The sequence below is a fragment of the Mycolicibacterium agri genome, from assembly GCF_002553505.1.
Lineage (GTDB): Bacteria > Actinomycetota > Actinomycetes > Mycobacteriales > Mycobacteriaceae > Mycobacterium > Mycobacterium agri.
Window position 1 is genome coordinate 76,441 of record NZ_PDCP01000010.1, and the last position, 21,882, is coordinate 98,322.

Annotated in this window: 21 protein-coding genes, 1 pseudogene and 1 riboswitch; of the genes and pseudogenes, 11 read left to right on the forward strand and 11 right to left on the reverse strand. The window is 65.0% G+C overall.

Translation table 11 applies throughout. The features are described from left to right. Nucleotides 1–87: 87 nt before the first annotated feature. From CQY20_RS07645 to yhjD, 3 genes are read left to right on the forward strand one after another with little or no spacing between them, the layout of a single operon-like run. Nucleotides 88–903: an exodeoxyribonuclease III gene (locus CQY20_RS07645; protein WP_097939470.1), complete on the forward strand. Its 816-nt coding sequence runs from the start codon at nt 88–90 to the stop codon at nt 901–903. A gap of 26 nt (nt 904–929) precedes the next feature. Further along, nucleotides 930–1,946, forward strand: a complete 1,017-nt coding sequence (trpS, locus tag CQY20_RS07650) for a tryptophan--tRNA ligase (protein ID WP_097939471.1) — start codon at nt 930–932, stop codon at nt 1,944–1,946. A 37-nt stretch (nt 1,947–1,983) separates the two neighbouring features. Beyond that, nucleotides 1,984–3,009, forward strand: coding sequence for an inner membrane protein YhjD (yhjD, locus tag CQY20_RS07655; protein ID WP_097939472.1), 1,026 nt, complete (start codon nt 1,984–1,986; stop codon nt 3,007–3,009). Here yhjD and CQY20_RS07660 read toward each other — a convergent pair. Next, nucleotides 3,003–3,320, reverse strand: a complete 318-nt coding sequence (locus CQY20_RS07660; RefSeq protein ID WP_097939473.1) for a DMT family transporter — start codon at nt 3,318–3,320, stop codon at nt 3,003–3,005. The two genes, yhjD and CQY20_RS07660, sit on opposite strands and share 7 nt — an antisense overlap. Before the next feature lie 15 nt (nt 3,321–3,335). Next, nucleotides 3,336–3,399: riboswitch (guanidine-III (ykkC-III) riboswitch) on the reverse strand. A 57-nt stretch (nt 3,400–3,456) separates the two neighbouring features. Then, nucleotides 3,457–4,158 carry a helix-turn-helix transcriptional regulator gene (locus tag CQY20_RS07665; protein ID WP_097939474.1) on the reverse strand — a complete coding sequence of 234 codons (702 nt, stop codon included), beginning with the start codon at nt 4,156–4,158 and terminating at the stop codon, nt 3,457–3,459. A gap of 89 nt (nt 4,159–4,247) precedes the next feature. Between CQY20_RS07665 and CQY20_RS07670 the strand changes: the two genes are divergently transcribed. After that, a complete protein-coding gene (locus tag CQY20_RS07670) occupies nt 4,248–4,667 on the forward strand; it encodes a hypothetical protein (RefSeq protein ID WP_097939475.1) in 420 nt (139 codons plus the stop codon). Here CQY20_RS07670 and CQY20_RS07675 read toward each other — a convergent pair. The 4 genes from CQY20_RS07675 to CQY20_RS07690 form a co-directional block, all read right to left on the reverse strand. Next, nucleotides 4,664–5,878, reverse strand: a complete 1,215-nt coding sequence (locus CQY20_RS07675; protein ID WP_097939476.1) for a D-alanyl-D-alanine carboxypeptidase family protein — start codon at nt 5,876–5,878, stop codon at nt 4,664–4,666. The two genes, CQY20_RS07670 and CQY20_RS07675, sit on opposite strands and share 4 nt — an antisense overlap. Before the next feature lie 218 nt (nt 5,879–6,096). Further along, the gene (locus CQY20_RS07680) at nt 6,097–7,101 is read right to left on the reverse strand and encodes an SMP-30/gluconolactonase/LRE family protein (protein ID WP_097939477.1); all 1,005 of its coding nucleotides are present in this window, start codon (nt 7,099–7,101) and stop codon (nt 6,097–6,099) included. Between the two features lies 1 nt (nt 7,102). After that, on the reverse strand, nt 7,103–8,488 hold the full coding sequence (locus tag CQY20_RS07685) for an aspartate aminotransferase family protein (protein ID WP_097939478.1): 1,386 nt from the start codon (nt 8,486–8,488) through the stop codon (nt 7,103–7,105). Beyond that, nucleotides 8,485–9,000 carry an Lrp/AsnC family transcriptional regulator gene (locus CQY20_RS07690; RefSeq protein WP_097939479.1) on the reverse strand — a complete coding sequence of 172 codons (516 nt, stop codon included), beginning with the start codon at nt 8,998–9,000 and terminating at the stop codon, nt 8,485–8,487. The genes CQY20_RS07685 and CQY20_RS07690 overlap by 4 nt, the downstream gene beginning before the upstream one ends. 122 nt (nt 9,001–9,122) lie before the next feature. Between CQY20_RS07690 and CQY20_RS07695 the strand changes: the two genes are divergently transcribed. From CQY20_RS07695 to CQY20_RS07725, 7 genes and pseudogenes are all read left to right on the forward strand, one after another. After that, nucleotides 9,123–10,616 carry a gamma-aminobutyraldehyde dehydrogenase gene (locus tag CQY20_RS07695; RefSeq protein WP_097939480.1) on the forward strand — a complete coding sequence of 498 codons (1,494 nt, stop codon included), beginning with the start codon at nt 9,123–9,125 and terminating at the stop codon, nt 10,614–10,616. 157 nt (nt 10,617–10,773) lie between these two features. Continuing rightward, nucleotides 10,774–12,079 (forward strand): annotated as a pseudogene (locus CQY20_RS07700) (amino acid permease); the annotation flags it as partial. 121 nt (nt 12,080–12,200) lie between these two features. Beyond that, nucleotides 12,201–12,878 (forward strand): TetR/AcrR family transcriptional regulator, encoded by a 678-nt coding sequence (locus CQY20_RS07705; RefSeq protein ID WP_097939482.1) that lies wholly within the window; start codon nt 12,201–12,203, stop codon nt 12,876–12,878. Nucleotides 12,879–12,977: 99 nt separating this feature from the next. Continuing rightward, nucleotides 12,978–13,829 (forward strand): ABC transporter substrate-binding protein, encoded by an 852-nt coding sequence (locus tag CQY20_RS07710; RefSeq protein ID WP_097939483.1) that lies wholly within the window; start codon nt 12,978–12,980, stop codon nt 13,827–13,829. A gap of 18 nt (nt 13,830–13,847) precedes the next feature. Beyond that, nucleotides 13,848–14,633, forward strand: coding sequence for an amino acid ABC transporter permease (locus tag CQY20_RS07715; protein WP_097939484.1), 786 nt, complete (start codon nt 13,848–13,850; stop codon nt 14,631–14,633). A gap of 29 nt (nt 14,634–14,662) precedes the next feature. After that, nucleotides 14,663–15,442, forward strand: a complete 780-nt coding sequence (locus CQY20_RS07720) for an amino acid ABC transporter ATP-binding protein (RefSeq protein ID WP_097939485.1) — start codon at nt 14,663–14,665, stop codon at nt 15,440–15,442. Nucleotides 15,443–15,509: 67 nt separating this feature from the next. Beyond that, nucleotides 15,510–17,102, forward strand: a complete 1,593-nt coding sequence (locus tag CQY20_RS07725; RefSeq protein WP_234816146.1) for a gamma-glutamyltransferase family protein — start codon at nt 15,510–15,512, stop codon at nt 17,100–17,102. A gap of 11 nt (nt 17,103–17,113) precedes the next feature. On the opposite strand, the gene CQY20_RS07730 is transcribed toward CQY20_RS07725, so the two are convergent. The 5 genes from CQY20_RS07730 to CQY20_RS07750 are packed head-to-tail and all read right to left on the reverse strand — an operon-like array spanning nt 17,114 to nt 21,850. Further along, nucleotides 17,114–18,133: a branched-chain amino acid ABC transporter permease gene (locus CQY20_RS07730; protein ID WP_097939487.1), complete on the reverse strand. Its 1,020-nt coding sequence runs from the start codon at nt 18,131–18,133 to the stop codon at nt 17,114–17,116. Continuing rightward, nucleotides 18,130–19,017 carry a branched-chain amino acid ABC transporter permease gene (locus CQY20_RS07735; RefSeq protein ID WP_163700795.1) on the reverse strand — a complete coding sequence of 296 codons (888 nt, stop codon included), beginning with the start codon at nt 19,015–19,017 and terminating at the stop codon, nt 18,130–18,132. Before CQY20_RS07735 ends, CQY20_RS07730 begins: the two co-directional genes overlap by 4 nt. Further along, nucleotides 19,014–19,739 carry an ABC transporter ATP-binding protein gene (locus tag CQY20_RS07740; RefSeq protein ID WP_097939489.1) on the reverse strand — a complete coding sequence of 242 codons (726 nt, stop codon included), beginning with the start codon at nt 19,737–19,739 and terminating at the stop codon, nt 19,014–19,016. The genes CQY20_RS07735 and CQY20_RS07740 overlap by 4 nt, the downstream gene beginning before the upstream one ends. Continuing rightward, the gene (locus CQY20_RS07745; RefSeq protein ID WP_163700792.1) at nt 19,732–20,520 is read right to left on the reverse strand and encodes an ABC transporter ATP-binding protein; all 789 of its coding nucleotides are present in this window, start codon (nt 20,518–20,520) and stop codon (nt 19,732–19,734) included. Before CQY20_RS07745 ends, CQY20_RS07740 begins: the two co-directional genes overlap by 8 nt. Before the next feature lie 4 nt (nt 20,521–20,524). After that, entirely contained in the window at nt 20,525–21,850 is a 1,326-nt protein-coding gene (locus CQY20_RS07750) for an ABC transporter substrate-binding protein (RefSeq protein ID WP_097939491.1), read from the reverse strand. Nucleotides 21,851–21,882 lie beyond the last annotated feature (32 nt).

The window sequence follows — 21,882 nt, forward strand, 5'->3', positions numbered from 1 at the left end:
CCGACAGTACAGCAGAGGGTGATACCGCCGGTACCGCGCAGGTCACCATGGCTGAGTGCGGTGACGGCTGGGCTAAGGTCAGCCGTCGTGATCGTCAGCACCATCAACGTCAACGGCATCCGCGCGGCGATCAAGCAGCGGTCGCAAACCAATCTCGGCCTGCTGCCGTGGCTGGCGACCACCGCCGCCGATGTTGTCTGCCTGCAGGAGACCCGCGCCGACAACGACCAGCTGACCGCGGCGCTGCAACCTGCGCTTGACGACGGCTGGCACGTCGCCTCGGCGCACGCGCATCTGAAGGGACGCAACGGAGTTGCCGTGCTCAGCCGCAAACCGTTCGACGCCGTCAGGGTCGGCGCGGGCGCGGTGGAGTTCGACGCGCACGGCCGCTACATCGAGGTCGACGTCGGCGACGCGACCGTCGCCAGCGTCTACATCCCGACCGGCGAGGCCGACACGGACCGCCAGCTGGAGAAGGAACGGTTCATGGCCGCCCTCGCCGGGCGGATGGCGACGCTGCTGCACTCCGGCCGCGACGCGGTGGTGTGCGGCGACTGGAACATCGCCCACACCGAGAACGACATCAAGAACTGGAAGGGCAACCTGAAGAAGTCCGGATTCCTGCCCAGCGAGCGGCAGTGGCTGACCGACCTGCTGGCCAGCGGATGGGTGGATGCCGTGCGCAGCCTGCACCCCGGCGTGGCGGGCCCGTACTCGTGGTGGTCCTGGCGCGGCCGCGCCTTCGACAACGACGCGGGCTGGCGCATCGACTACCAGCTGGCCACGCCGGGTCTCGCCGCCCGGGCCAGCGCCGCGCGGGTCGAGCGGGCAGCCGCCTATGAGCTGCGCTGGTCGGATCACGCACCGGTGACCGTCGAATATATGGCCATTCCGGCCCCATGAGATGGCCGTGAAAAGATTGACCCATCATGAGCAAGCCACCCGATCGCGTCGTCTTTTCCGGCGTGCAACCCACGTCTGACTCCCTGCACCTCGGCAACGCGCTGGGCGCGGTGGCGCAGTGGGCGAGCCTGCAGGACGAGTTCGACAGCTACTTCTGCGTCGTCGACCTGCACTCCATCACGGTGCCGCAGGATCCGGCCACGTTGCGTCGGCGCACGCTCGCGACGGCCGCCCAGTATCTGGCGATGGGCGTCGACCCGTTCCGCGCCACCGTCTTCGTGCAGAGCCACGTGCCCGCGCACGCCGAACTGGCTTGGGTGCTGGGCTGTTTCACCGGTTTCGGGCAGGCCTCACGGATGACGCAGTTCAAGGACAAGTCGCAGAAGGAGGGGACCGAGGCCACCACCGTCGGCCTGTTCACCTATCCGGTGCTGATGGCCGCCGACGTGCTGCTCTACGACACCGACGTGGTGCCCGTCGGCGAGGATCAGCGCCAGCACCTCGAACTCGCCCGCGACGTGGCGCAGCGGTTCAACGCCCGCTTCCCGGACACGTTCGTCATCCCCGAGCCGATGATCCCCAAGGCCACCGCCAAGATCTACGACCTGCAGGACCCGACGTCGAAGATGAGCAAGTCGGCGTCCACCGAAGCCGGTTTGATCTTCCTGCTCGACGACCCCGCAGTGACGGCCAAGAAGATCCGCTCGGCCGTCACCGACAGCGAGCGCGAGATCCGCTACGACCCCGACGCCAAACCGGGCGTGTCCAACCTGCTGACGATCCAGTCCGCGGTCACCGGCACCGACATCGAAAAGCTCGTCGACAACTACGCCGGCCGCGGCTACGGCGACCTGAAGAAGGACACCGCAGAAGCGGTGGTGGAGTTCGTCACCCCGATCAAGAACAGGGTCGACGAGTTGCTCGCCGACACCACAGAACTCGAGGGGATCCTCGCGGCGGGTGCCACCCGCGCCAGGGAAGTGTCTGCCAAGACCCTGAAACGGGTATACGAGCGGCTGGGCTTCCTCGCACCACCGGAATGACAACCGAACAACCGACATAGCGCCAACGGAGGTCGGCATGACCGAACCGGCCAAACCAGGAGTCCTGGACCGCTTCCGCACGCGGTACAAGTGGTTCGACCACGTCATGCTCGCCCAAGAGCGCTACAACGACAGCAAGGGCGACTTCTACGCCGCGGGCATCACCTACTTCACGATCTTCGCGTTGTTCCCGCTGCTGATGCTCGCCTTCGCGACCGCGGGCTTCATCCTCGCCAGCCAGCCCGATCTGCTGGCCGAAGTCACCGACCGCATCAAGTCGACGGTGTCTGGTGACATGGGAGACCAGTTGGTGCAGCTGATGGAGTCGGCGATCGCGTCGCGGACATCGGTCGGCGTGATCGGACTGGCGACCGCGGCATGGGCCGGGTTGGGGTGGATGGCCAACCTGCGCGAGGCGCTGAGCCAGATGTGGGGTCTGATGCGTCAGGACACGCCGGGCTTCCTGCGCACCAAGCTGTCGGATCTGGTCGCCATCGTCGGCCTGTTCGCCGCGATCATCGTCACCGTCGCGCTGACCGCGGTGGGCAGTTCGGGCGTGATGAAGCGCATCGTCGGATACCTTGGGCTGCAGGACCTTCCGGGCATCAGCATCGGCCTGCGCATGTTCTCGATCGCCGTGTCGCTGCTGATCTCGTGGCTGTTGTTCACCTGGATCATCGCGCGGCTGCCGCGGGAATCGGTCAGTTTCCGCAGCGCCGCCCGCGCCGGGTTGTTGGCGTCGGTGGCGTTTGAGATCTTCAAGCTGGTGGCGTCGTATTACCTGAAGTCGGTGGTGACCGGTCCCGCCGGTGCGACATTCGGCCCAGTGCTGGGCCTGATGGTGTTCGCCTACATCACCGCCCGGTTGATCCTGTTCGCGACCGCATGGGCGGCCACCTCGAAAGAGAACCTGGAAGCCGCGCCGGTGTACCCGCCGACGCTGGCCCAGATCACCCCGCGCGTGCAGGTTCGTGAAGGGCTTGGCCCGGCAGGCGTGCTCACCGCGGCAGCCGTGGGAGCTCTTGGCGCGTTGGGCTTTTCGCGGTTGAGCCGCCGTCAGTGACCAACCAGCTTCAGCCCGACGACACAGCCAACGATGCCGAGCATCAGCAAGATCTTGAACACTGACGTCGATTCGGCCCCGGTCACCATCGCGTATGCCACCGTCAGCGCAGCACCGATGCCGACCCACACCGCGTAGCTGGTGCCCACCGGAAGGCTGCGCATCGCGATGGCCAGGCCGATCATCGAAATCGCCAGTGAGACAAGAAACACCAGCGAGGGGACGAGCCGGGTGAGGCCCGCAGATCTACTCAGCGCGGTGGCCCAGACGGCTTCCATGACACCGGAAAGCACCAGAATCAGCCACGCCATAAGACAACACCTCCGAGTGCGCCGTCTTGTCGCTGGCCGGGTACGGTGCTGCTCGTCCGGTGTCACATCGTGACAGCCCCACCATAGCAACAGCCGCAGGTGATCTTCCAAAGGCGCTGTGTAAGAGGGGTGTTCGTCAGTTGGCGCGGCCGGATTCGAGCACCACGCAGCACCGGTCGGGCGCCGGGTCGAACACCACGCTCGGCCGGTGCCGCCCCAGCGCACCGGCGACGCCGTCGACCAGCGCCTCATTCATCTGGCAGACCAACTGCTTGTGCTCCTTCGCCAGCGCGTGAAACGGGCAGTTGGCCAGCACGACTCGCTGATCATCCGGGCGCGGCTCGTAACCGTTCGCCCAGAGGGTCGAGACCGCGAGGTCCAAGGCCGCTGTGGCGGTGCTCGGCGGTTCGTCGCCGGCCGCCGTGTCGCCGAGTTCGCGTCCGTACGTGTGCGCGACGCGGTACAGCACCTCCATGACAGGGGCGCCCGACGTGGTCGACTCGGTGATCGCGGCCGCCATCAGCCTGCCCGCGAGTTCGTACTCGCGGTCGGGAAGCGACACTGCGACGTCACGGTCGGCGCGCCGGTACAGCTTCGCGGGCCTGCCTGCGCCGGGGCCGGTGCGTCCGCTGACGCGGGCGTAGAGGAAGTCGAGCAGGCCGTCGCGTTCGAGCTTGTCGAGGTGAAACTTCGCCTGGTGTGGCGCGATGTCCAGCGCGTCGGCGGCGACTTCGCGGCTGACCGGATCGGGTTGGGCGCACACGAACAGGTAGAGGCGCCGCCGCAGGGGATCAGACAGCGCGCCGATGCCTGTGACGTCGCGTTCGTCAAAGGGCAAGATCGGACCTTCTAACGGAGAACAGTCTTGACGTTACAATGTTGTCGTTCTAACGTGAATATTATCATCCGTTAGAAAGGAACAAGGCTATGGCTACTGTTTCTCTCGTGGACCGGTCCCGGCTACGGGACCCCGCCTACCAGGGATTTCTGCTACTCCGCACCGTGTTCGCCGTGGCGCCGATCCTGTTCGGCCTAGACAAGTTCGCCAACCTTCTGGTGGATTGGCCGACCTATCTGGCGCCATGGATCGACGGCATAGTGCCCGGCTCAGCCCAGACGGCGATGTACATCGTCGGTGTCATCGAGATCGCGGCGGGCATCCTCGTCGCGGTCGCGCCCCGCATCGGCGGCTACGTCGTCGCGGTGTGGCTCGCGGGCATCATCATCAACCTGCTCACGGTGCCCGGCTTCTACGACATCGCCCTGCGCGACTTCGGTCTGCTGGTCGGTGCGTTAGCGCTGGCGCGCCTGGCAGAAGCGGAACACCAGAAGCATCCCGCGCACTAATGCTGGGGTCGCCGGTTCAATGACCTGGCGCCCATGATCAAACAGAACACGATGATGGCGCCGATGAACGCGACACCGACCCGCACGGGCATCGCGTCGGCGGCCGGCAGCGGGGGAGCTGCGTCAACCCTCACATCGCCGGCCGCCTCCTGCGGCGTCGCCACCAATGAGGGGTCGGGTTCGACCAGCGTGCCGACCTTCGTGCCGGGCGCGGTGGCGAACCCGTAGTCCAGCAGGTGCGCGGCCTGCTGCCACGGCGGGATCGGTTGACGGGTGCCGCGCAACAGCACAGCGACCAGGCGGCGCCCGTCGCGCTCAGCGGCGCCGACGAATGTCTGACCGGCGTCGTCGGTGTAGCCGGTCTTGCCGCCCAGCGCGCCCGGATAGTTGTAGAGCAGCTGATTGTCGTTCTCGACCGGATAGCCCACGTCGCCACGCCCGGGGAAGTCGAAGGTCTTGGTCGCGACGATCTCGGCGAATGTCGGGTTCTGCCAGGCATATCGGTAGAACAGGCCGATGTCGTAGGCCGACGTGCTCATGCCGGGGCCGTCCAGACCCGATGGCGTGGCCACCCGGGTGTCGCGGCCGCCGAGCTTGCGCGCGAGGTCGTTGAGCTTGCCCAGCGTGGCGTCCATGCCGCCCATCTGGCGGGCGAGCGCGTTGGCGGCGTCGTTGCCGGAGTGCATGAGCAACCCGTGCAGGATGTCGCGGATCGAGTAGTGGCCGCCCTCGCCGATGCCCACCTTCGTGCCTTCGACGGCGGCGTCCTCGGCGGTGCCGGGGATGACCTTGTGAACGGGAAGCTCGCGAAGCGCCTGCATGGCGACCAGCACCTTGATGACGCTGGCCGGGCGGTGGCGGCCGTGCGGATCCTTCGCGGCGATGACGTCGCCGCTGTCGAGGTCGGCCACCAGCCAGGCCTCGGCGGAGATGTCGTCGGGTAACGGCGGCGTGCCCGGCGCGACGATCACGCCGCAGCCGCCCAGCGCATCGCCGCCGACGGGATCCGACGGCACCGCCAACGGCTCGGGCGGGTCGCCCGACTCGGGTACCTCCGACGAGTCGACGGCGGGTGGGGTGCTGACCCGATACGGGCAGGACCCGTCGGGTGCGGCGTTGGGTTCGGCGTTCGCCAGCACCGGGCTTGCCAGCAGGAAAAGGACCGCTACCAGTGCGGTCGCGCGCAGGCATACGCGTGGGAAGGTCGCCATCGTGTGCGCAGAATAGGCGATCCAGCCCGCAGATCACGGGAGAAACGCTGTGACTCCTGTGATTACAGTGCCTCCTGTGACTCCCACGTCCCGCCCAAACCGACATATGGGCGGGAAAGTGCGAGAGGGACCCGCCAAAATGTCGATCTCGGCGCGGCACGCGGCTGGGTTCAGGCGCGGTTAGCGGGCTGGGTTCAGGCGCGGCAAGCGGGCTGAGCTCAGGGCAGCGCGGTCGCGGCCAGGTCGACCCACGCGACGGCGGGCCCGCCGATCGAGCTCATCCAGAGCTTTCCGCCCGCCTCGACCATGCCGGTGACTTGGCTGAACCGAGGATGCGCGGTCCGCAGTCCGGCCACCGCCCGCCCGGTGTCGGGGTCGAACGCGACCGCCCACACGACAGCCTCCGGCTTGGGCTGCAACCGCGACGGCATCCGCCAGAGCGCCTTGCGGATCATGGGCGAACCCTTCATCAGGCGGTCCGCCGACGGGTTCGCCGGCGCGACGAAGGCGCACCAGATGCGGCCGTCGGCCCCGGTCGACAGGTTGTCGGGCAGGCCGGGCAGGTTCTCCACCAGCGGGGTGACCGTCGCCGCGTTCGGGCCCGTCAGCCAGTACTTCATCAGGCGGCGGGCCAGCAGTTCGACGTACACCAGCGCCGACCCGTCGGCGGTCAGCGTCAACCCGTTGGCGAAATACAGCCCGGGCACCAGCGTCAGCACGGTGCCGTCCGGGGCGCGGCGGAACAGGCTGCCGCGTCCGCGCGCCTCGAGGAGCGCGCCCATGTAGTCGGCGTAGGTGAACGCGCTCGTCGACTCGGTGAAATAGATTGTGCCGTCGGCGGTTTCGGTGACGTTCGAACAGAACCGCAGCTTGCGGTTGTCCACTTCGTCGACGAGGGTCTCGATGGTTCCCGTGACGGGGTCCATCGCGAGCAGGCCGCGCGGGCTGTCGCAGATCAGCAGGTGACCGGCGCGGGCCACGTGCAGGCCGAGCGGACGGCCGCCGGTGTCGGCGACGACGGTCGTCTCACCGGTGTCCGGGTTGATCCGCACGATGCGGCCGTCGTCGACACCGGTCCAGAGCTGACCGTCGGCGTCGACCACGACGTCCTCGGGTGCGTTGCCCGGTACAGGGACGACCGTGATCGGCGCCGACGGAAAGTCCGGCAGTGTCCCGACCGGTGGCGGCTGCCACCGGACGGGATCAATGGGCGGCTTGCTCAACTCAGAGCAGGCGAGAAGCCTCGCTGAGCACGCCGTGAAGGATCTCGTAAATCGCGTCGAACTCCTTCTGCCCGCTGATCAGCGGCGGCGCCAGCTGCACCACTGGGTCGCCGCGGTCGTCGGCGCGGCAGTACAGCCCGGCCTCGAACAGCGCCGGGGTCAGGAAGCCGCGCAGCAGGCGCTCGGATTCCTCGTCGTTGAACGTCTCCTTGGTGGCCTTGTCCTTGACGAGTTCGATGCCGTAGAAGAAGCCTTCGCCGCGCACGTCGCCGACGATGGGCAGGTCGTAGAGCTTCTCCAGGGTCGCGCGGAACGCGGGCGCGTTCTGCTTGACGTGGTCGTTGATGCCCTCGCGCTCGAAGATGTCGAGGTTGGCCAACGCGACGGCCGACGACACCGGATGCCCGCCGAACGTGTAGCCGTGCCCGAACGTCGTCTTGCCGTCGTTGAACGGCTCAAAGAGCTTGTCGCTGGCGATCATTGCGCCGATCGGCGAGTAGCCCGACGTCAGACCCTTGGCGCAGGTGATCATGTCCGGCACGTAGTTGAAGTCGTCGCAGGCGAACATCGAACCGATGCGGCCGTAGGCGCAGATCACCTCGTCGGACACCAGCAGCACGTCGTACTCGTCGCAGATCTCGCGGACCCGCTCGAAGTATCCCGGCGGCGGCGGGAAGCACCCGCCCGCGTTCTGCACCGGCTCGAGGAACACCGCGGCGACGGTGTCGGGACCCTCGAACTCGATGGCCTCGGCGATACGGTCCGCGCAGTACTCACCGAACGCCTTGATGTCGGTGTGGTACGGCTCGGGCGCGCGGTAGAAGTTGGTGTTCGGTACCCGGAAACCACCCGGCGTCAGCGGCTCGAACGGTTGCTTGAAGACGGGCAGACCGGTGATCGCCAACGCGCCCTGCGGCGTGCCGTGGTAGGCGATCGCACGCGACACCACCTTGTACTTACTCGGCTTGCCGATCACCTTGAAGTAGTTCTTCGCCAGCTTCCACGCGGTCTCGACAGCCTCGCCGCCGCCGGTGGTGAAGAAGACGCGGTTCAGATCGCCGGGCGCGTAATGCGCAAGGCGCTCGGCCAATTCGATCGCCGGCGGTGTGGCGTAGGACCACAGCGGGAAGAACGGCAGTGTCTCGGCCTGCTTGGCGGCCGCCTCGGCGAGTTCCTTGCGGCCGTGGCCGACCTGCACGACGAACAGGCCCGACAGGCCGTCAATGTAGCTCTTGCCCTTGTCATCCCAGATCGTGACACCCTCACCGCGGGTGATGATCGGCGGAGTGATCCCCTTGCCGTGCCGTGCGAAGTGACCCCACAGGTGCCGATTGGCCTTGGCTGCCAAGTCGGAGTGGACTTCGGGTGCGATATCGGTTGTAGTCATCTTGTACCCCAATTGTATTGCTGCTTAACCAATTTCAGATATACGAGTGTCTCGGTGGATATCACTCCTGGCAGTGCGCGGATCTGGGTGTTGAGCAGATCGAGCAGGTCGTCGTCGTCTTCGCAGACAACTTCGACGATGACGTCGAAGGAGCCTGCGGTCAGCACCACGTATTCGACCGCGTCGATCGCGGCCAATTTCTCGGCAACCCGTGTGGTGTCCCCGGTGCAGCGGATGCCGATCATCGCCTGCCGGGCGAAACCCAACTGCATCGGGTCGGTGACGGCGACAATCTGCATGACGCCTGCGTCGACCATGCGTTGGACCCGTTGCCGCACCGCGGCCTCGGACAAGCCCACCGCCTTGCCGATGCCTGCGTAGGAACGACGGCCGTCCTGTTGCAACTTCTCGATGATCGCCTTAGACAGGTCATCGAGCTGAACGGCCGCCCCTGGGCGTGTTTGCACGCGCATGGGGACGGGCTGGATGCCCTCAGCACCCGGGTTGGCCATGCCTGAGATTGTGCACGGAATCCGTCGTTAGAGGCAACCAAACCCATGAAATCACGCGCCGATGGACTCCGCGGCTGCGGGAAGCGTAGCCCTCAACCGGCCGGGTCGGCTAGCGTTGGGCCATGACTTCGACTGTATCGGCCAGCGTGGCTGGCAGCTGGATCAACGGGGCGGCGGTGACCACCGGGGGCGCCGCTCATCAGGTCATCAACCCGGCGGATGGTTCTGTTGTCGCCGAGCTCAAGTTGGCCACTCCTGCCGACGTCGATACCGCGGTGGCCGCCGCGAGGGCCGCGCAGCCGGATTGGGGTCGCGCGGCCCCGGTCGAGCGATCAACGGTGCTGGCCAAGCTGGCCGCGCTGATGAACGAGCATGCCGACGAACTGGTGGCCGAGGAGGTCAGCCAGACCGGTAAGCCCGCCCGCCTGGCCCGCGAGTTCGACGTGCCCGGCAGCATCGACAACGTCGACTTCTTCGCCGGCGCGGCCCGCCACCTGGAAGGCAAGGCCACCGCCGAGTACTCCGGCGACCACACCTCCAGCATCCGGCGCGAGCCCGTCGGCGTTGTCGCCACGATCACGCCGTGGAACTACCCGCTGCAGATGGCGGTGTGGAAGGTGCTGCCCGCCCTGGCCGCGGGATGCAGCGTCGTCATCAAGCCCGCCGAGCTCACCCCGCTGACCACCCTGACGCTGGCGCGGCTGGCCACCGAGGCGGGCCTGCCCGACGGCGTCTTCAACGTCGTCACCGGAGCAGGCGGCGATGTCGGCACCGCGCTCGCCGGCCACCCCGACGTGGACGTCGTCACCTTCACCGGGTCGACGCCCGTGGGACGCAAGGTGATGGCCGCCGCCGCCGCGCACGGACACCGCACCCAGCTCGAACTCGGCGGCAAGGCGCCGTTCGTGGTGTTCGATGACGCCGACCTCGACGCCGCGATCCAGGGCGCTGTGGCCGGTGCCCTGATCAACACTGGCCAGGACTGCACCGCCGCGACCCGCGCGATCGTCGCCCGCGACCTCTACGACGACTTCGTCTCCGGGGTCGCCGAGGTGATGAGCAAGGTCGTGGTGGGCGACCCCGACGACGAGGACACCGACCTCGGGCCGCTGATCTCGATGGCCCATCGCGCCAAGGTGTCCGGCATGGTGGAACGCGCCCCCGGGCAGGGCGGGCGCATCGTGACGGGCGGCAGCGCGCCGGATCGGCCCGGCTCCTTCTACCTGCCCACCGTCATCGCCGATGTCGCCGAGGACTCCGAGGTCTACCGCGACGAGATCTTCGGTCCGGTGTTGACCGTGCGGTCGTTCACCGACGACGACGACGCGTTGCGGCAGGCCAACGACACCGCCTACGGATTGGCGGCCTCGGCGTGGACGCGCGACGTGTACCGGGCGCAGCGCGCCTCACGCGAAATCAACGCCGGCTGTGTGTGGATCAACGACCACATCCCGATCATCAGCGAGATGCCCCACGGCGGCGTCGGCGCGTCCGGGTTCGGCAAGGACATGAGCGACTACTCGTTCGAGGAGTACTTGACCATCAAGCACGTGATGAGCGACATCACGGGTGTCGCCGAAAAGGATTGGCACCGAATCATCTTCACGAAGCGCTAGCGGAGCTGACGGCAGAAAACGCTGATTGCGCTCTTCGGCGCCGACGCCGGCGTGGTCGGGGTGCGTCTGCCGAAATTTCGTGCTCGGCAGGACGTTAGGCCGACGCCGAAAACGGGTACTTCGCCCTCACTTGGTCGAGGGATCGCAAGGAGTGCTCATGAGCGCGCCGCCGGGACTGAAGAAGGCGTTGAGCCAACGTCAACTGCGGATGATCGCGATCGGCGGCGTCATCGGCGCCGGGCTGTTCGTCGGCTCCGGCGTGGTGATGGCCGACACCGGGCCGGGCGTATTCATCACCTATGCGCTGTCCGGCGTGCTGATCATCATGGTCATGCGGATGCTGGCGGAGATGGCGGTGGCCAACCCGTCGACGGGGTCGTTCGCCGACTATTCCCGTGACGCGCTGGGGCATTGGGCGGGATTCTCCGTCGGCTGGTTGTACTGGTACTTCTGGGTGATCGTGGTCGGCTTCGAGGCGATCGCGGGCGCAAAGATCGTGCAGTACTGGATCGACATCCCATTGTGGTTGTGCGCGTTGATCTTCATGGTGTTGATGACGGCGACCAATTTGTTCTCCGTCAAGTCCTACGGGGAGTTCGAATTCTGGTTCGCCGGGATCAAGGTCGCCGCAATCCTTGCGTTCCTGGCGATCGGCGCGTGCTTCGTGCTGGGCCTGTGGCCGAACAAGTCCGCCGACTTCTCCAACCTGTGGAGCAACGGCGGCTTCATGCCGTTGGGTGCAGGTGTCATCACTGTCGGCATCGTGACGGTCATCTTCTCGATGGTGGGTCCCGAGATCGCAACGATTGCCGCGGCGGAGTCGTCGGATCCGGAGAAGGCGGTGTCGAAGGCGGCGAATTCGGTAATCTTGAGAATCCTTGTGTTCTACGTCTGTTCGGTGTTCCTGCTCGTGACGATTGTGCCGTGGAACGACGAGCGGTTGGCCGGCTCTCCGTTCGTCGCGGCGTTCACCGAGATGGGCATTCCCTACGCCGACCACATCATGAACGCGGTGGTGTTGACGGCGGTGCTCAGCTGCCTGAACTCCGGCATGTACACGGCGTCGCGGATGCTGTTCGTCCTCGCCGCACGCGACGAAGCGCCGCAGCGGCTGCTGCGGCTGACGAGGCGCGGTGTGCCCGCGAACGCGATTCTGTTCTCGTCGATCGTCGGCTTCGCTTGCGTGGTCGCGGCGGCGTTCGCCGAAACCACCATCTTCGCCTTCCTGCTCAACTCCAGTGGGGCGATCATCCTGTTCGTCTACATCCTGATCGCCATCTCACAGATCGTCCTGCGCCGCCGCAACAAAGGCGCCGAGTTGCGTATGAAGATGTGGCTGTTCCCGATCCTTTCACTGCTGACTCTCGGTGCGATGGTCGCGATCCTGGTGCAGATGGGTTTCGACGACGAGTTGCGTTCGCAGCTAGTTCTCAGCCTGCTGTCATGGGTCGTCGTTGTGTGCGCGTTCTTCCTCAACACGCGGTACAACAAGCGCCACCAGATCGACGCGGAGGCCGCCGAGGCCAAAGCACGCGCGCTGCTCGGCTGAGCGAATCCATGAGCCTCAGCTGACACAATCGAGGCGTGAAGTACGGGGAGGGTTGGCGGCCACCGTCAATCGATTGGGCGTCGACTCGTGGCCGGATTCTGCTCGCGGCGTCGACGTTGTTCGCCCAGCGTGGTTATTTCGGCACCTCGACCCGCGATATCGCCGACGCGGTGTCGATCAGGCAGCCGTCGCTGTTTCACCACTTCGAAGCCAAGAGCGCGATATTCAGAACGCTAGTCGAATTGGATCTCGGCCCTTCGATCGACCGCATCCGCCGCCGCATCGAAGAGGACTCGAGCTGGGCGGAGAAACTGCATTTTGCCGTCGCCTGCGACGTGCGTGAAGCACTGATCCAGCCGTTCGACGCCCGCGGTCTCTACCATGACGCCGTCCTCGGCTTGGCCGAGTTCGACGACGAACGCAAGGGCATAGCGCTGTTTCATCAGTTGGTCGAGCACGTCATCTCAGCCGGCCAGCGGGCTGACGAGTTCGTCGACTTCGAGCCGAGCTTTGTGCAGCGCGCGGTGAACGGGGTCTTGTTCGAAACGCTGCGGGAGCAGGGCGGTCCAAGAGGCCGGGTCCGTGAAAACCGCCCCTTGCAGGCTGCGGACTTTGTCCTCAGCGCACTGCTCATCGACAGGGATTCTCTCCCGCAGATTCGAGAGATCACATCGCGGCGCTTGCGCGGTCTGAAAGCGGCAGCAGTTCGCTGACGAGCTGGGATACCCAGCATTGGAGAAAAACGCGCAAAAGCTTCCCTATCAACCGATAGGAGCCTATCGTTTGATAGCCAGCTCGATCATGGAGGAACCATGAAGAAGTTTGTCTTTTTCGGTGCCGCCCTGGCCGCCATCGCCCTTGCCTCCTCCGGTTGTTCGTCCTCGTCGGACGACGCGAGCCCGACAAGCACCGGTCCGGCGAAAGTCGCGCCACCCGCGATCCTCGAGGCGGGGACATTGAAGATCTGCGCACCCAACGACGGCACCCCGCCGAACGTCTATCACGACGAAACTGGCGCACTCGTCGGCAGCGAGGTCGACCTCGGCAAGGCGATAGCCGCCAAGCTCGGCCTCAAACCCGACTTCGTCCAGTCGGCATTCGCGGCTGTCATCCCGACACTGCAGGCCAAACAGTGTGACGTGATCATGGCTCAGCTCTACATCAAGCCGGAGCGTGAGAAAGTCGTCGACTTCGTCCCGTACGTCTACTCCGGCACGGGAATCGCGGTCTCCAAAGACCATCCCGCCGACATCACCGGAATGAATGACACCCTGTGCGGGAAGAAGGTCATGGTCGCAGTCGGCACTACAGCAGAAGCGCTGACGCAGGAGCAGTCCGACAAGTGCACGGCTGCAGGTAGACCCGGTGTGGACATCAATCGCAACAACCATGCGGATGTGTCATTGCAACAGGTACAGAACGGCCAGGTCGACGCGTATCTCGACACCGCGGAGACCATCGGCTACTACTCCACAAAGACCGGTGCGCAGATTCAAATGGCCGGCGACCCGTTCGGAACCATCAAGATCGGAGCAGCCACGCTGAAGGGAAACACCGCGCTGCACGACGCATTTGCGCAGGCGCTCGACGAACTGAAAGCCGACGGGACCTACAACGAGATTCTCTCCCAGTGGGGTCAGACAGACCTCGACATCCAACGGTAACCGGGAGATCGGCCTGAAATGCATTTCGACTGGCAGTTCTTCTGGGCCGCCCTGTTCACCCCGAGCGACCCATTCATCGACGGGCTGATCCTGACCATTGTCATCTCGGTGGTCGCAATGTCTTTGGCGACCTTGCTGGGTTTGGTCATTGCGCTGATGCGCCGCTCACGCTTCCCCGCACTGCGTTGGTGCTCGAGTTTTTATATCTGGGCGATTCGGGGCACACCGCTGTTGGTTCAGCTCGTGCTGATCTATACCGGGTTGGCGGCGGTCGGGCTTTATCAGTTCCACGATGTCTCGCTGCTCGGGTTGTCGGTGAGAGCGGCGGTACAGGCCGCGATCATCGGGCTGATGGTCAACGAGAGCGCGTACATCGCCGAGATTGTCCGAGCCGGAATCGATTCCGTGCCAAAAGGGCAATTCGAGGCGGCGGCTTCATTGGGCATGAAGCCGTGGAAGGTGATGCGGTGGATCATCGTGCCTCAGGCGCTTCGCGTCATGGTTCCTCCGCTCGGCAACTCGTTCAACGGGATGATGAAGACCACCTCGGTGCTATCGGTGATCGGGGTGAGCGAGATGTTTCTGGTTGCCCAGTCGATCAGCTCGTACACGTTCCACACATTCGAGATCTTCATCGTCGCCGCCATCTATTACCTTGCGCTGACCACGATCTGGACGTTTATACAGGCGGGAATCGAGAATCGGCTGGCGCGCCAGCTGGGTATCGAACAGCGTGTTCCCATAATTCAGCGGCTCACCGGCGCACGCCGGTCAGTCGCAACGGCGCTACCGACGCACGGGTGAGGCTGCATATGAACGTAAAGGAGTCGACGATGAGTGGCGCTGCGGACACCGCCGTGCCCATTGTCTCCGTGCGCGCGGCGTCGTGCACGCTCGGCGGCCGAAAGGTGCTAGACGATGTCTCGCTCGACGTGATGCGCGGCGAGGTCGTCGTTCTCATCGGGCCGTCTGGTGCCGGAAAGACAACGCTGCTGAGATCGCTCAACTATCTCGAAGAGGTGGATTCCGGTGAGGTGCTGATCGGAGGAGTGTCGATCGGCCACCGCGACACCGCCAACAAAAAGAAGGTCAGCACAACCGAACTGGCTCGACGTCGTCGTGAGATCGGTTTCGTCTTCCAGCATTTCAACTTGTTCCCACACATGACCGCGCTCGAGAACGTCTGGAACGGTCCCGTGCGGGTGCTCGGAACCCCGAAAGACAAAGCGCGTCGCGACGCGATGGCCCTCCTCGAGCGAGTCGGCCTCGCCGACAAGGGCGAATCCAAACCGAGTCAACTGTCCGGCGGTCAGCAACAGCGCGTCGCGATCGCCCGAGCGCTGGCAATGCGCCCCAAAGTGATGCTCTTCGACGAGCCGACCAGCGCACTGGATGTCGAAATGGTCGGTGAAGTCCTTACGGTGATGCGAGAGCTCGCCCGCGACAACATGACCATGATCGTGGTCACCCATGAGATGCGGTTCGCCCGTGAAGTCGCCGACCGCATCATCGTCATGGATGCGGGCCGCATCATCGAAGATGCGCCGCCCAGTCAATTGTTCAGCAGTCCGCAGCACGAACGAACGAAGGCTTTTCTGTCCACCATCGTCTGACGCCCGTGCGGCGAACAGGGTCGAAATTGTCTTCGGCCGGAAGTTACAGCGAGGAGTAGCGCTCATCTTGTCCAATCAAGCCGTATCCACCTCCATGACCGGGGCGCTGGCAACGCCACACGCGCTGGCCTCGGAAGCCGGCATGCAGGCCTACCGCGACGGCGGTAACGCGATCGATGCGGCGATCGTTGCCGCCGCGGTCCTGACCGTTGTGTATCCACACAACGTGGCGCTGGGTGGCGATCTCATCGCGCTGGTGCGTACTCCGGACGGTGAGGTGCGATGCGTCAACGCCTCCGGATGGACCGGCGCGGCGACGGACGTCGGAAAGTTGCGCGCCGGCAACGGCAAGTGGCTGCCCATCCGTGGCGCGGAGTCGGTGACCGTTCCTGGCGGTGTCCGCGGCTGGGAGGCATTGCGCGGTTTCGGTGCTCGTCTCAGTTGGGCACGAACGCTGGCACCTGCGGAATCGGCAGCGAGCAATGGGGTCCCCGTCGCGCCCTCCCTGGCATCGCACATCACCGATCCGGAGAATGCCGACCTGTTCGGCAGCGAGGACTTCGACCGGGTGTTTGCGCCCAGCGGCAGGAGTCTCCGGGTCGGTGACCTGTTCACGCAGCCCGCTCTCGCCGACAGCTTCGCGGCGTTACGTGACGGGGGACCGGACACCTTCTATCAGGGCGGCATCGCCGAGCGCTGCATTTCGTATCTGCGTTCGCGTGGATCCTGGCTGACGGTCGAGGACTTCGCGGACTTCGAGGCTGAAGTCGTCGAACCCATCTCGACACCGTTTCGCGGCCTGACGGTACTTACCAGTCCGCCGAATACCCACGGATTGCTGTTGTTGAGGGCGCTGCGGGCCGTCGACGAACTGCCGATCACCGACCCCCTTGGCGCTGGGCTCGGAACCCTGATGCGGGTCTTTCACCGGAGCAACGCCCTTCGTGCGTCACACGTGGGCGATCCGCGCTTCGTCGAGGTTGACGTTTCGGCTCTGATGAAGGACGGGCTGGATGTGCTGGAAGAGCTCGGCGCCGCTGCGAATGGTCCCACCGCGGTACCCCATGGCGACACTGTCGGGGTGTCCGCGGCCGACAGCGACGGCTATGTGGTGTCGCTGATCCAAAGTGTGTATCACGCGTTCGGTTCCGGATTGATCGATCCTGAGACCGGCATTCTCTTCCACAACCGAGGAACCAGCTTCGCGCTCGACAGTGACTCACCAAATGTGATCGCGCCGCGCAAGCGGCCTCTGCACACATTGATGCCCGTAATGACGCTGGAGGAACGGGAACCGCGGCACGTGCTATCCACCATGGGTGGACAGGGTCAACCACAGATTCTCGCGCAGATATTGCTTGGCGCCCTCGACGGCGCCGGTGCGGAGAGCGCGGTCGCCGCTCCGCGCGCGGTGGTTGGCTTGCAAACTGACGGCGCAACAGTCGATTCAGTGACGATCGAGTCGAATCTCAGCACAATGGCCAGGGATTCGATTCAGCGCAGCGGTCTCACACCGATTGACGTCGCCCCGCACACCGAAGCGCTCGGGCACGCCAACGTCATCGTCATCGACGCCGACGGGACGCTGGCGGCGGCGTCGGACCCGCGCTCGGACGGCGCGGCCGTCGTCGCGCACTACCCACGGCGGGTCGAGCCGTAGGCCGGATCCTGTCATTCGTCGTCTTCGGCGATCCAATCGTCGAGCTTCTTCCGCAATCGCGCACCCAACGGCACCAGACCGTGCGGCACCGCCACGATCATCACGAGAAGGACGAGCCCGAGGATGATCAGCCGGACGTCCGGCCAACTCTGTAGGCGCGCCTGCACGAAGGTCATGATGACCGTGCCGACGATCGGGCCCATCACCGTGCCTAATCCGCCGACCACAAGCATGGTGACAAGTAACGTCATCGGCGCCAAACCCATCAGTGACGGAGAAACCACCCCGAACACAAATGCGTACAGGGCCCCTGCGACACCGGCGAAGAATCCGGACACCGCGAAAACCAGCATCTGGTAGACCCGTGGGCTGACACCCCTCGCCGCAGCCAGGGTGGGATTATCCCGCAGCGCGATGAGCCCGCTGCCCAGCGGTGAGCGCACAATGAGGAACAGCACGATGCCGGTGACGATGGCGACGGCAATGGCGATCCAGTAGTAGACCCGGTCACGGGTCAGGCCGTCGAGCGCGCCGAGGTCGAAGCCGGGGTATTCAGACAGGCCGAATGTGCCACCGGTGAACCGTGTCTGGTCCGACACGATCAGGAGTCGCACCACCTCGCCGAAGCCGAAGGTCATCAGCGCCACGTATATTCCGCGGAGACGAAGTGCCGGCAGGGAGAGCAGCGCCGAAACAATCAGTGCCGCAACGCCACCGAGTAAAATTGCGAGCGCGGGTGGCAGAGTGCTGTGCAAGCTCAGCAGCGCGGCGACGTAGGCGCCGATCGCGTAGATGGCCAGCTGCCCGAAATGCCACACCCGCGAAAACCCGAGTACCAGGTTCCAGCTCTGGTTCAGCGTCAGCCAGATCGCGCCCAGCGTCGCCACCGCCAACCAGCTGCGGTCCGGTACCAGGAAGGGCAGTGCGACAGCGATCAGGCCGGCTGCCACAAGCGCGATCACCTGCGGCCTCGGCCATCCCATGTCGGATGCCGACCAGGTTGGGGTCGCCGCCGTCTTGGATGTCGTCACAGCCGGGCCTCCTGCGGTTTACCGTCGATCCCCCATGGCCGGACCAGCAACACAACCAGAATCACCGCGTACAGCACCGGCAATGCGTACGTCGAACTCCAGTAAATCGACACCGCAGCCTGTACGAAACCGATGACGTAGGCGGCGATGATCGTGCCCCGCACACTGCCGAGGCCCGCGAAGATCGCAACGATCATCGCCTGCAGCAGCGGCAGGTCGCCGGCGTTGGGATACACGAAATAGATTGGCGCGAGGAGAACTCCGGCAATACCGGCCAACGCCGCCGCCAAGCCGATGGTGATTACGTAGACGCGGGTGGCGGGGATGCCAAGCAGCCTGGCCGCGTCGATATCCTGGGCGACCGCGGTGATCGCCAGCCCATAACGCGACCGCGTCAGGAACGCTCCTAACGCGAGCAACGCCACGATGGCCAACGCCGCCATCAACAGCGAATGGTAGGTAATCGATACTCCGGACACGAGATCGACTCTGCCGGTGATTAATTCGGGAAAAGAGCGCTGCCGCGGTCCGAACCCCGCCAACACGACGCTCTGGATGATCGTGGCGATCGCGAAGGTTGAGATGAACGCCGTCATCTCGAAGTCGACGCCCAGCCTTCCGAGAAGGGGGCGCACCGCCGTGTAGTAGGTCAGCACGCCAAGCGCGAACGCGACGGCGGCCGCAAACAACAGCGACGCCCAAACTGGAAGGCCCCATTGCGCCACGAACACCCATGCGGCCATGCCACCCACCATCACCATGACGCCCTGGGCCATGTTGAGCACGCGCAGCGTGCCGTAGACCAGGCTCATACCGATGGTGATCAGCGCCAGGATGGAACCCTGCACCAGGGTGCTGACCAACGTCTGCAGAACGAGAGTCACGATTCGATCCCCAGATATGTAGCTGCAACGGCAGGGTCGGCCAATACCTCCTGCACCGTTCCGCTCGCCCGGACTTCACCGTTCTCAATCAGCGTCAACCGGTCGGCCAGGTCCCGCACGCGCGAGAAATTCTCCTCGACCAGAAGGATTGTCATGCCCGATTCGGCGATCCGGGCGATTTGCCGGTACACCTCGTCGACAAGTACCGGCGCCAGACCGAGGCTCGGTTCGTCGATCATCAGCATTCTGGCGTCCGCCATCAGGCCCCGTCCCAGCGCGAGCATGCGTCGCTCGCCACCTGAGAGGGTGCGCGCCCGTTGCGATGAGCGTTCGGCCAGTCGCGGGAAGATGTCGTAAACGACCGCCAGCTGTTGACTGCGCTCCGCGCGTCCGCCGCGGCGCAGGAACGCGCCGAGAGTGAGGTTCTCCAACACAGTCATATCGGGGAACAGTGCGTCTCCCTGTGGAATGTGGACCAGACCACGCGCGCTGATCGCCTCGGGCCGCATGCGGGTGATGTCCTGTCCTGCAAAGGTTATCCGTCCTGCGCTGGACGTGACGAGACCACTGATGGCACGCAGCAGCGTCGTCTTCCCGTGCCCGTTCGGCCCGATTACCACGGAGAGTTGGCCTTCTTCCACCCGCAGGTCGATGTCGCGCAGCACCGTGGTGGATTCGTAGCCTGCTCGCAGGCCGGCAATGTCGAGGAGTGCATCAACCATCGGTGTTCTCCGCGGTGGGGTCGGGTTCGGTAGTCGACATCGCCTCGCCGAGATACACCCGCACGACCTCTTCGTGTGCGACGACCTCTGTGGGTGTGCCTTCGAACAGGGTCTTGCCCTGGTTCATGATCAGAACGCGGTCCGACAGCGTCATCAGTGCGCGCATCACATGCTCGATGAGCACGATCGTGATGTCTCGCTGCTTGATCTGGATGAGCAGCGCCATCAGCTCGTCGATTTCGGACAGGCTGAGGCCGCCGAAGGGCTCGTCGAGGAAAAGGATCACGGGTTGGGTCGCCAGCGCCGAGGCGATCATCAGCTTCTTCTTGTCGAACACTGGCAGCGGGCCGGCCGGCCGATCCGCCCGGCCCGCCAGCCCGACGAACTCCAGTTCGGCCACGGCGCGTTCGATCGTTTCCCGAGACTTGCGCATCGCCTTCCACCACGAGCGGCCGGCGCCGAAGTGGGCGCCGACCACCACGTTCGCCAGCACCGTCTGGCTGTCAAACACCGCCGGATGCTGAAAGGTGCGTGCAATTCCCTTGTGGCAGATGTCTGTGACGCTGGCACGCGTCACGTTCTCGCCCCGAAACCTCACCTCCCCCGATGTCGCTTTCGTCATTCCCGTCACGACGTCGAAGAACGTGGTCTTACCCGCGCCGTTCGGGCCTGCGATGCCGAAGATCTGGCCGTCCTGCACCGAGATCGAGACCTCGTTTACCGCCGTCAGGCCCCCGAAACGCTTTGTGATCGAGATGGTTTCGAGCAGCGCGTCCGACATCGGATCAGAGAATCCAGGGCGGCAGCGAGAACTTGCCCTTGGCGTACGGAGCCGGTGACAGCAGCACCTGCTTGCCATCCTGGATCTGATAGGTCAGGTGCGGCATCGCCAGACTCGGGTCGTCGACCTTGTCCGGGTAGGGCACCGCCGTGAGCTCCTTTTGATCAAAGGCATACGTGCCAACGACGCCGCGGAACAGGGTTGCCTTGAGGAACTGGTTCACCTTCTCGAAGTCGTCGGCATCACCGGCCTGGGCTGCGGCGCGGGCCCAGAGCCGAACGACGTCGTACTGCGCGCCGGACTGGCTTAATCCCGCGGGCGCGTTGTACTTCTTCTGGTAGCGCTCCCGGAAGTCGGTGCCGATGGCGTCGGGCAGCGTGCCGATGGTGGTCGACCACAGCACACCGTTCGCTGCGCCCTTGGCGAGGTCGAGGTACTCAGGCACGCTCGGACCGTACTGCTGGTAGAGCAGCGACGGGGTTGGGGCGCTTGCGAATTGGGTAGCGAACCCGGCAAGGTCGCCGGCGAGGTAGTCAGTGATGAAGATCAGGCCGGGCGGATTGGCGCGGATTCTGGCCAGCTGTGGGCCCCAGTCCGCATTCGGCGCGGTGACCTCGTCGTAGAGCACGACTTCCCAACCGAGTTTTTTGATCCCGTCCTGGAAGACGTTTGCGATCGAGATGCTGTAGGAGTCGTTGCTGGAGATGACAGCGGCGGTGTTCTTGCTCGGCGTCCACGTCTTCGACGCGATCCATTCCTGCATGAGCTGAATGAACCCGTTTGCATACCAGATTTCGGTCGGGCAGCACTGGTAGATGTTCGTGATGCCGTTGTCCACCACGAAGTTCGTGTTGTCCTGCAGTGTGTTCGTGTGCATCATCGGCACGCCCGCGTCGCCGTAGATCTTGTACTCGGCCGACGTGGTCGAGGTGTACCCGGAGAACACCGCTGAGACTTTCTCCTGCGACACCAGCCTCTGAGCGGCTTGGATGAAGTTCTCCGGCGCCTGGTCGGAGATGTCCGCGGTCACCAGTTGCACCGAGCGACCCGCCACCCCGCCCGCGCCGTTGATGTCCTCAACAGCCATCTCCGCACCGCGCACCATCTCCTGCCCGTCACCGGAATACGGTCCGGTGATCGGCGCGACGCTGCCGATTTTGATCGGTTCTCCGGATGCAGATGCGCCGGCGCCGCCCGACCTCTGCGGCTTGATCGCCCACGCCGCGCCGCCACCGACGGCCAGACCGCCGACGCCGGCGATCGCCAGGCCGTTGACGAAGTCGCGTCTGGAGACGCCGCGGGGTCGCTCGGTGGGTGTCGTATCCGCCATGGGATTGTCTCCTCGTCACAGGCCACATGGGT